The 9,508-nt window shown below is 63.1% G+C and carries 8 protein-coding genes and 1 tRNA gene; 3 read left to right on the top strand and 6 right to left on the bottom strand.

The window, feature by feature from the left end; all coding sequences use genetic code 11:
* Positions 1–180: 180 nt before the first annotated feature.
* From ER13_RS13920 to cpdR, 4 genes are all read right to left on the bottom strand, one after another.
* Positions 181–2,370: a helix-turn-helix domain-containing protein gene (locus ER13_RS13920; RefSeq protein ID WP_035310158.1), complete on the bottom strand. Its 2,190-nt coding sequence runs from the start codon at positions 2,368–2,370 to the stop codon at positions 181–183.
* Positions 2,371–2,425: 55 nt separating this feature from the next.
* Complete coding sequence (locus ER13_RS18035; RefSeq protein ID WP_368664389.1) at positions 2,426–3,898, bottom strand: DUF6538 domain-containing protein; 1,473 nt, start codon at positions 3,896–3,898, stop codon at positions 2,426–2,428.
* 122 nt (positions 3,899–4,020) lie between these two features.
* Positions 4,021–4,095, bottom strand: a tRNA-Val gene (locus tag ER13_RS13910).
* Between the two features lie 138 nt (positions 4,096–4,233).
* On the bottom strand, positions 4,234–4,590 hold the full coding sequence (cpdR, locus tag ER13_RS13905) for a cell cycle two-component system response regulator CpdR (protein ID WP_035310150.1): 357 nt from the start codon (positions 4,588–4,590) through the stop codon (positions 4,234–4,236).
* A gap of 114 nt (positions 4,591–4,704) precedes the next feature.
* Between cpdR and ER13_RS13900 the strand changes: the two genes are divergently transcribed.
* Entirely contained in the window at positions 4,705–5,529 is an 825-nt protein-coding gene (locus ER13_RS13900) for an N-formylglutamate amidohydrolase (RefSeq protein ID WP_035310157.1), read from the top strand.
* Positions 5,530–5,793: 264 nt separating this feature from the next.
* Here the strand turns inward: ER13_RS13900 and ER13_RS13895 are convergent, their stop codons facing one another.
* Positions 5,794–6,477, bottom strand: a complete 684-nt coding sequence (locus tag ER13_RS13895; RefSeq protein ID WP_008259721.1) for a DUF599 domain-containing protein — start codon at positions 6,475–6,477, stop codon at positions 5,794–5,796.
* 127 nt (positions 6,478–6,604) lie between these two features.
* Here ER13_RS13895 and ppa point away from each other — a divergent pair, with 127 nt between their 5' ends.
* Positions 6,605–7,165 (top strand): inorganic diphosphatase, encoded by a 561-nt coding sequence (gene ppa / locus ER13_RS13890; RefSeq protein ID WP_008261086.1) that lies wholly within the window; start codon positions 6,605–6,607, stop codon positions 7,163–7,165.
* Positions 7,166–7,427: 262 nt separating this feature from the next.
* Here the strand turns inward: ppa and ER13_RS13885 are convergent, their stop codons facing one another.
* Complete coding sequence (locus tag ER13_RS13885) at positions 7,428–8,105, bottom strand: DUF6624 domain-containing protein (RefSeq protein ID WP_052005128.1); 678 nt, start codon at positions 8,103–8,105, stop codon at positions 7,428–7,430.
* A gap of 382 nt (positions 8,106–8,487) precedes the next feature.
* Here ER13_RS13885 and ER13_RS18515 point away from each other — a divergent pair, with 382 nt between their 5' ends.
* Complete coding sequence (locus tag ER13_RS18515) at positions 8,488–8,961, top strand: hypothetical protein (RefSeq protein WP_197019798.1); 474 nt, start codon at positions 8,488–8,490, stop codon at positions 8,959–8,961.
* Positions 8,962–9,508: the final 547 nt, after the last annotated feature.

Raw genomic sequence — 9,508 nt, 5'->3', positions numbered from 1 at the left:
CCGGGGTGGTCGGCCGGCGGCGTCAGTTGTGTAAAAGAGACGGGACCGTCAGAGGGACGGTCTCCCACGTTCGCGTGGGGGTGCCCCGGAAGGCCCAGGGGATAGTCGGAAAACCCCCCGTCTGGCGGTCGCTCGGGACGGGGCGAGACATTATAGCCCCGCCCCTCCCTGTTCACATGGTCACGCCTTTCGTTTGAACGGGACGACGTTTCCAATCACGTCGATCTCAGGCGCGTTCTCCTCAACGAGGCGGCGCAACGGCGCCAGAACCAACTGCTCCCACAGAGTGTTCGTGATCTCTTCGAGCTTGTCTTTGGCTTCGACTTCCTTGTCGAACCATGCCTCAAGCTCGTTAGCCACCCGCATCTTGAAGCCGGGGCCTTGACCCCATTGGCTCGCGCAACGGCCCCACACAGGGGACTGTGCAAGAGGTTCTCTGTAAACCTCCATGCCTGCACGTTGGACGGCCTCCAAGAAAGCCACCCGAGATGCCATCGCGCTGCGACTGATCTGCTCAACGGTTTTTGCCGCAAGGGTCAGACCTTCGTCATTCTTCATGACCGCGAGGTAGTCCTTGAGCGAAGAGAACCAGCGTTCGCTCCTCACCCGAGCGTCACGCGCGGCGCCGACGCCGACTTGGTGCACGATGTTAAGGCCGGAGTATTCTCCGCTCCTGCGCGTAGCTGCCCAAAGGGTCGAGGCATAGCGAACACCTCGCACCGTGCTCAGAGCTTCACTGTAGGCCAACCGTTCTCGCGCCGCGAGCTTGGGGTGTGACCCAAGAAATCGGCTAAGCCTGTCGGCAACCTCCTCGATAGCGGCGTTGGCAGCTTGGGCTTCGCTGTTCTTGATCAGATCGTCCACGGCCGCGCAGAGATCGAACAGGCGCGTCTCGACCGTGCTACGCATGCGGTTCAGTTGGGAGAACAGGCCCTCTCTTACGAGCGCAGGATCATCTGACTGGACGTTGAAGAACATCATGGGCACGCCATCCAGATCGTCAGCGGCGAGTTCGTTCTCGACCTGCATCTGCTTGAAGGAGTAGCCCTCCGCGTCATCCATCGCGGTTTCGCCGGAGTCGTCCTTCATCGCGCGCGCTTCCTCTGCACGCGGTAGAGCGAGGATCGCTACTTTGCCTGTGTTCACTGGTTCGGAGAACGTCTGCCTCATATGCTGAAGCAGGTTCCGGCTGCTGGTCCCCGGTGCGTCGTTGAAGCGGGAGCAGAAAACGACGGCGGTGCGAGGGTCTTTAAGCCGAAGGTCCAAGTCCTCCCTGACGGCGACGTCATCGACCCCCTTTGTGTCGATCACCGAGATTTCGAGTTCGCCAAATGCCTTTCCGAACTCGGGAATGATCAGGTCGATAGCCTTGGGGATGGACACATCCGGCGCACGGCCATTGTTGACCTCCTTGAAGGTCTTCGTGATCCACTCCATGGGGTGCTGGCGAGTCGCGCTGTCATACCAAACCTCGCGCGAGGTTCGTTCTGCCAGCGACATCATCTCCAAAATGCGTGTGCGGAACTCTTCCTCGCTCGCACACGACGCGACGATGGTTTGGATGGGGTCGTGATAAACGATTTTGCCACCATCGGTGCCGCGACGACGAGTTTGTCCAGTCATGTTGCGAATGGCGCGTTCAACCTCTCGACTGACGTTGACGCTTTCCCCAGCCTCCTTTTCGCCGTCCTTAAACACGGTCCATTTGGCTGCACAGAAATCGGACACAAGGTCTCGGACCTCGCTATCCGTCATAGGCAGGATCGCAATTCCAAACTCCGGGCCACGCTTGATATGAACCTCGCAGATGGTCGTCCCGCCCGCTCCCGTTTCAAGAACCGGTCGATCCATCGGCTTCTCGGCCAGATTTGGCGGCACGAGCAGATCGAAGAGAAAGCTGATCCCGGTAGATTTGCCCACGCCGATATCACCGATGAAGGCGATGTTATGGGTCATGCGGTGAAGGTAGCTTGCTCCTCGAAGAAGAGTTTCCTTGTGACGTTCGATCTGCCGTCGAAGAGGCCACGGCTGCTCTTCGTCTGACAAAAATTCCTCGATGACGCCCATCGTCTCGTCTGTGATTTCCAGCGCGGCGCGTTGGGGATTCCAGAACGAGGGCGGTTCGATTGCCGACCAGTCACGATCAGCGAAATCCTTGAAGGCACGCGCTTCCGGCGACCCCATCGCAGCGAGCGCGTCGAGAACTTTGTCTACCTCAGCCTGAACTGCGACCTCGCCCTTTTCGATGCGAGACACCCGGCTTTGGTCAAGCTTCGCTTCGGTGGCGACGGCAGCTTGGGTGACGCCAAGCTGCTGTCGGATACGACTGATGACGGCGGCGGTTTGCGAAAGAGGTTCGTTGATAGACATGGTGTGGACCTGAATGTTGATGCTGCATATATGCATCATGGACCCAGTGCCGTTGTCAACCTCCGTTATCGGGCGGGTCGGCGAGAGAAGAAATGTCGAGAAAATCGAAAGAGATAGAAGCTACAGCCTCCGCTAAATCAGCGACGGCGTGGCCACTGCCGTATGCGGCTGCGGTGAGGTTTCCCGCCGATCCACCTGCTGACCAGCCACCTAACGCGAGACCTATTTCATGCTGAACCTTGGCTCGGCGTAGAGCGTCACGGAAGCAATGCCTGAAGGAGTGAAAGCAGGTTCGCGGAGCCTCGGCTCCGGCCGACGCGAGGAATCTTCTGAACCACTTCGAAAATGAATCTGAGAAATATCCGGTCGCCGAGGCCCGAAGCTCAGGAAATAGCTTCTGCGAATTCTGCTCACGCCTCGCGGCGAGGTATTGCGAGAACCCCAATCGCAAGAGCGTGGGGTGAACCGGGACCACTCGCTCACTGGTTTTAGTCTTCAATCGTTTGCGGCCAGCTTCGGTGGGGTCCGCCCTCACAAGGAAGCACAGCACGCCTTCAACGACCTGAATGTCAGCCACATCCAGTTGGCAAATCTCGTTAAGCCGCATCCCGCTGTAGAGGCCGATCAGCGGAATCCAAAAGCGGGCGCGTCGGGGGCGGTTTCCACCCGGCACCGCATAATGCCAGCCATCATCAACACAGCCGCGAAAGATCGGGGCATTGAAGATATGTTGGAGTTGCTCTTCGGAAAATGGGAGCCGCTTGTCGCGCTCTCTGACCGGATCGCTCACGTTCAGACCTAACGCCGGATTTCGATCTATCCACCCCTCGTTGACCGCAAACTTCATCAAGGCTCGAAGCTTGGCCATATAGCCGTTCACCGAGCCGGGGGAGAGCGTTGACTTCAGCCCAGACGCCTTCGCCTTTGCCGCAGCCTGAACCGCGCTCAATGCGGGGAAGCGTTTCTGAGGATTGGAAGGAAGACAGCGCAGCACCTCCAGCAGTCGGCGACACGCCGCGCGATCTATAGACGTGAGCAGCCGATCCTCGCCCCATACACTCGACGCTATCCAAAGAAGGCCGTCGTAAATCATCTGGGTTTTGGGTGCTCGGACCCGCGACGGATCGGAGCAGAAGCTCGTAAAAAGATCGGCAAATGTCATCGCGTGCTGAGGCTGCACATCAAGCGCAGTCACTGCTTTCGAAGCAGGAAGACCACACCCCACCGGCGCGACCGCCGTCTCGGCTTGAGGCGAAAAAGAACGCTCCAGATCAGCCACGACGAGCTTGGCCTTGCGGATAGCTTCGGACCTTCGCCCCGTCCCGAGCGACCGCCAGACGTGTGTTTTTCCGACTATCCCCTGAGCCTTCCGGGGCACTCTCACGCGAACGTGGAAGACCGTCCCTCTGACGATCAGGCCGGGAGGGTTGGGGCGCCGACGACGGGGCGGCCGTGGTGACGGTTGAGTGGGCCGTTTGGACGGTATGTGCAGCAGGTTGGTGCAGCAGCCCGACCGGGCTGAAGCCAATGTTTCACAACCGTTTTCAGCCGTTCGACAAAGCTGGTGGTGCAGCAGGCTGGTGCTGCAAACGCGCGTTTTCGACCGCCCGAGAGCGGTTTCTTCAACGCTTGCAATCTGTTGGGGGAGGATGGTGGACGCGACAGGGATTGAACCTGTGACCCCCTCGATGTCAACGAGGTGCTCTCCCGCTGAGCTACGCATCCGCCGTAGGGCCCCGGGAAATCGCCCCGGGGCGGGAAGAGCGGTCGTATAGCGGCCCGGCCTGGCGGCATCAAGCCGATTTCACGGCCAGATTACGATTTTTGGAAGAACGACGTTAAACGCGTCGCTCAGGTTCAGCGTCAGGCCGCGACCATCCGTTCGACTTCACTGACCAGATCGCGCAGGTGGACCGGCTTGGACAGGACCTTGGCCTGGGGCGAGGCCTGGGCGGCGGTCAGGGCGACGGCGGCGAAGCCGGTGATGAACATGATGCGCAGGCCCGGCTGACGGGCGGCGGCGACGCGGGCCACCTCGATCCCGTCGGCGCCGGGCATGACGATGTCGGTCAGCAGCAGGTCGTAGGGGCCGTGTTCCAGGGCGTCGATGGCGTCGTCGCCGTTCTCGCAGTCGACGACATGATGTCCCGCCCGTTCGAGCGCTCGGGTGAGGAAACCGCGAAGCGAACTGTCGTCTTCGGCCAAAAGGATGCGCGCCATTCGAGAAGTGCCCGTTTAATCAGGGACGCAACCTAGGCCGACAAGCGTAAACCGGCGATGAAATTCACCGGTCGAACGTCTTCCTTCCACAGCGAAACCCGTTATGCGGGGATCATGACCACGGACGGGGCCAGTTTCGCGATCAGCCTGCCGCCCGCCGCGGCCCCGGAAACGGCCCTGGTCTTCGCCTCGCCCCATTCGGGCGAGACCTATCCCGACGACATGGGGGCCTTCGCCGGACTGGCCCGCGCCAGCCTGAAAAGCGCCGAGGACGCCCTGGTCGGCGCCCTGGTGCGCGAAGGGCCGGCCCATGGGGCGCCCCTGATCGAGGGGCGGATCGGCCGGGCCTATCTGGACCTGAACCGCGACCCTGGCGAACTGGATCCGGACCTGATCGTCGATGCGGACGGGCCGGTGGGGGCCAAGACCCGGGCTGGATACGGCGTCATCCCCCGGCTGTCGGGCGACGGCCTGGCCCTGTATGATCGGCGGCTGTCCCTGGCGGAGGCCCAGGCGCGCATCCGGACCGCCCACGCCCCCTATCACACGGCCCTGGCCGAACTGATGGAACGGACGCGGGCGCGGCGGGGCCGGGCCGTACTGATCGACTGGCATTCCATGCCGACGCGGGCGGTGGGGGCGGAGGTGGTGCTGGGCGACCGGCACGGATCGTCGTGCCAGGCGCGGCTGACCCGGCGACTGCGCGACCTGTTCGAGGGGCTGGGCTGGCGGGTGGCGCTGAACCATCCCTACGCCGGGGGCTGGTCCACCCAGGTCTGGGGCCGGCCGGCGGACGGCTATGAGGCGATCCAGATCGAACTGAGCCGCAAACTGTATCTGGACGAGGCGACCCAGACGCCCAACGCGACCCATGCCGCGACCCGCAAGGCGCTGAACCGCGTCATCGCCGCCCTGTGCGCGGACGACGGGGCGGCCTGACCCCGGCCCCCTGCCCCCGGATCGGCGCGGGACGAAAAAAAGCCGCGCCCGGAGGCGCGGCATAAAAGTCTATAGGGAGGAAACGCCCAGGAAGGGCAAGACGCCCGGAGGCGTCGAAGGTCAATCTAGGTTGCGATGCACAATCGGTCAAGCGCTGCGCGCGGTTTTCGGGTCACGGCATGTTACGCAATTACGGCGCTTTCGCCCCAATTCGACGCACTGGGGCAGGAGAGGACGTCCCCTGTCGCAGCTGCAAAATAACCGTCATTCACCCAGCAGGCGCCGCGCATTTCGAATGGCGCGGGCGGCGGGCGACGCCTCCTGGCGATAGATCAGCAGGCCGAAGGACGAGGCCACGCCCAGGGCCAGCCACAGCGGACCGAACAGCCAGGCCGCCGCCGCCAGGGCGAAATAATAGCCCCGGACCCCCTGGCTGAACGAACTGAGCGCGGGATTGAGCAGTTCGGCCGCCGCCTCGCCGAACGCCTTGCGGTCGATCTCCTTGTTGATCTCGGGCGCCGAGCCGATCAGGGCCAGGGTGTAGTTCATCTGGCGCAGGGCCCAGATGAAATCCAGGAAGCCGCGCGCCAGGCAGATCAGCACCAGGGCCAGCTTGGCCTCCAGGATCCTGGTCGGCACATTGTCCGCTCCGACGGCGGCGAAGCCTTCCAGCTTGCTCTCGCCCCCGAACAGGATGCCGCCCACCGCCGCGATCAGCAGCAGATTGGTCGAGGCGAAGAAGGAGGCCGAGTTGATCGAATGGCCCATCAGCTGGCTATCGACCAGGCGGATCTCGCGGTGGGTCATCGACGCCATCCAGACCCGGCGGACATGGCTCATGTCGTCGTTCAGCGAACCGCCGTGGCGGCCGATGAACTTCAGGATCGGCGCATAGCCGAGCCAGCAGATGAAGAAGAGCGCCAGCGCGGCCCAATCAACCCAGGTCATCGCGCGAATTGAGCCCAGTCGCCGCTGTGGCGCAAGTCCGCCGACTCAAGTCGCGCTTGCCGAGGCCGCGCGCGCGTCCTATCACGCGCGCCTCACAGAATTTCGCAGACGCAGCAAAGACCCCGCCATGAACCTCGACGCTATTCCGGTCGGCCCGAACGCTCCCTGGGACGTCAATGTCGTCATCGAAATCCCGCAGGGCGGGCTGCCGGTGAAATACGAGATGGACAAGAAATCCGGCGCCCTGTTCGTCGATCGCTTCCTGCACACCGCCATGTACTATCCCGGCAACTACGGCTTCATCCCGCACACCCTGTCGGACGACGGCGATCCCTGCGACGTGATCGTGCTGAACCCGACGCCGGTCGTGCCCGGCTGCGTCATCCGCTCGCGCCCCATCGGCGTGCTGATGATGGTGGACGAGGCCGGCGGCGATGAGAAGATCCTGGCCGTGCCGGTCGACAAGCTGAACCCCTATTACACCGACGTCGCCAGCTATCGTCAGCTGCCGGCCATCCTGATCGAGCAGATCGAACACTTCTTCACCCACTACAAGGATCTGGAGAAGGGCAAGTCGGTCACGGTCAAGGGCTGGGGCGACGCCGGCGAGGCCGCCGAAATGATCGCCAAGGGCATGCAGGCCCACCAGGACAAGCTGGCCGCCAAGAAGGCCGGCAAGGCCGCCTGATCCAGGCTCTCGCCTCCTCCCCCTCCGGGGGAGGTGGCGCGGCGCTTCTCCAGCGCCGTGACGGAGAGGGCGCCCCCGCAAGACCGGCGCCTCTGCGACGCCCAGAACCCCTGCCCGCCACGCCTGCCCTCGCGCTCGCTTAGGCCAGGCCCATGGGCGATCTCCTCCCGCCCGAAGGAGACGGGCGCGCGCCAAAGTCTGCTTTCCGGCCTGCCGTCGATTTCGCAAACCGACCCATAGCGGACCTTCGTCGGCGAGCTGATCAGCAGGTCGGAGGAGCCCCTGTCTTGAAGCTGTCGACATATTCGGCAACCGGCCCGAGGCCAACCGAAGCTCTAAATTCGTCGACGCGCCCCGCATCCTCAAGCCGCCAAAGCGTCCACTGACCGGTGCCGTAAGGGCAGGTCATCTGTGTCCCGTATCTCTGCGGTTGATCTCTCGTCATCTGAAGCCGGTCATACATCATGGCGTACTCCGAACCGGCGACTTCCCCGCTGGGTACAAGGTCGGCGAGAATCGGCAGAAAGCGCTCCCACAGCGTCTCATCGCCATGCTGCACAATGAGGAACGCCGACGCGGCTGCGTTGTCGCCGTAGCGACTTTTTCTGAACCACCCCTCCTCCGGAACCATCGCCAATAACTGCTCTTGGTTTTCGATATCGATCGCCCGCACCTCTGGCCAAAGCGCGCGTCGAACTCGCCCGCGTTCGGGGGGCGGCACGTTCGCCATAGCCCTCCAAAGACCTTGTCGAGCGGCCTGGTCGATAGCCCCCATGCGCTCCAGGCGTTCTTGATCCGTCTGTGGTGGAGGCAATGCACTCTGAGCGCCCTTTACTTCCGCGATGCTGGTACGCAGAGCGTTCAAGGCCGTTTCAGTTAGCGGATCAGGCGCCGTCGCTTGCGCAACCATCAGTGTAAGCGTTGCAATGTTGTGGATCATGACGCTCTCCCTAGAACACCCATCAGATGGTGCTCAGGATGAGCAGTCAAGGATTGGAAAATGTCGTTTGGCTGTGCCCGCTTCCCACCCCTAGCGGCAGTTCGGCGCGTCCGCTTTTGGGCTGTGGGCCCGACGTCCGTTTTCCGGGCTGGTGTCGATGTCGTGGTCCGACCCGAGGCAGACATCGGGAACCGCCCCCCCCCCACGGCCATTCGACAGGCCTGGTTTGCGCCTGATCAAGGCGGCCGCCGGAACTGTCCTGCAATCAGAACGCTGTGTCTTCTATAGTCACGCTTGGAATGGTCCTTTGAAAATCGCCTGTCCCCTCGTCGTCCTGCCAATCCTGGCCTTGGGCCTATCCAGCCTTGGGGCCTGCGCCTCCATGCCTGGCCTATCGGGCGTCGAGCTGAACCGGGATCAAGCGTCCCAGGGCGGAAAGACTTTTGGCGAGGGCGTGGGCCAGGCGGCGACGGCTCCACTGGACGATCTCAACCTGCGGCGACAGGAGGTGCCAGAGGTTCTGATCACCGCGCGCCGCGCCCCCTATGCGACGGCGGGCCTTCAGCGTTGCTCGGCCGTCGTCGCCCAGATCGACGCCCTGGACGAGGCCCTCGGCCCGGATGTCGATCAGCCGACGCCGGCGACCGGCACGGGCGACCAGGCCGCCAATGCCGCGCTCGACATGGTTCGCGACACGGCCACGGATTTCATCCCGCTAAGGAGCTGGGTGCGTCGTCTGTCGGGCGCTGCGGCCCATGACCGGGAGGTTCAGGCGGCGATCCGTGCAGGCCTGGTCCGCCGCGGCTTTCTCAAGGGCATCGCTCATCAGCGCCGCTGCACGCGGACGGCGGGATAATCACCGTTCGGAGGGAAGCGGATCGTCATCCGGCGGGAAAGGTCCGGCAAGCGCCGGGACCGGTCACGCCCGACCTGTCTGAAAGACGATATTCCGCTCTCGGCGCCGATGTCGGCGTCCGGGCGTGACGCCTTTGGCCGACGTCGCCCCGTTGCGGACATTTGCCTTAATGACACCAGCCAATCGCAGGGGCTAGAGGCCCACGAGGCGTTTCGGGCCTCCGCCGTGCTCGCACGTCGGCGAAGACACCAGCCATCCTAATTCCGAAAATATGCTGTCGGCAAAACAACCGCCTGACTGAAAAGTCAGCTCCCAACCACCCGCCCGTTCCCGCGGGCCTATACTCCCGGCTGTCGGTAGCGAAAGGGAGGCCCGTTCATTGCACCATCGTACACGCTGCACGGTTTCGCGGGCGTAGTGCGACTTCCCCCGGCCCCGATTTCAGACAATTCATACTATTCAGACGCTGTTTTTTCGCCGCGCCGTCTGAAATCCTCCGCCGCCTCCGGGACAATCGACGAAGGGGGATGGAGTCTGGTCTCGCCCC

The sequence above is a fragment of the Brevundimonas sp. EAKA genome, assembly GCF_000698025.1.
Classification (GTDB): Bacteria; Pseudomonadota; Alphaproteobacteria; order Caulobacterales; family Caulobacteraceae; genus Brevundimonas; species Brevundimonas mediterranea_A.
This window is presented reverse-complemented; position numbering and strand designations above follow the sequence as displayed.

What these genes read in the sequence shown, in the direction of transcription:
- cpdR (WP_035310150.1), bottom strand. Translation starts at nt 4,590, where the DNA reads ATGGCGCGCATCCTTTTGGCCGAAGACGACAGTTCGCTTCGCGGTTTC.
- ER13_RS13885 (WP_052005128.1), bottom strand. Translation starts at nt 8,105, where the DNA reads ATGATCCACAACATTGCAACGCTTACACTGATGGTTGCGCAAGCGACG.
- ER13_RS18515 (WP_197019798.1), top strand. Translation starts at nt 8,488, where the DNA reads ATGCCTGGCCTATCGGGCGTCGAGCTGAACCGGGATCAAGCGTCCCAG.
- ER13_RS13920 (WP_035310158.1), bottom strand. Translation starts at nt 2,370, where the DNA reads ATGTCTATCAACGAACCTCTTTCGCAAACCGCCGCCGTCATCAGTCGT.
- ER13_RS13895 (WP_008259721.1), bottom strand. Translation starts at nt 6,477, where the DNA reads ATGACCTGGGTTGATTGGGCCGCGCTGGCGCTCTTCTTCATCTGCTGG.
- ER13_RS13900 (WP_035310157.1), top strand. Translation starts at nt 4,705, where the DNA reads ATGACCACGGACGGGGCCAGTTTCGCGATCAGCCTGCCGCCCGCCGCG.
- ppa (WP_008261086.1), top strand. Translation starts at nt 6,605, where the DNA reads ATGAACCTCGACGCTATTCCGGTCGGCCCGAACGCTCCCTGGGACGTC.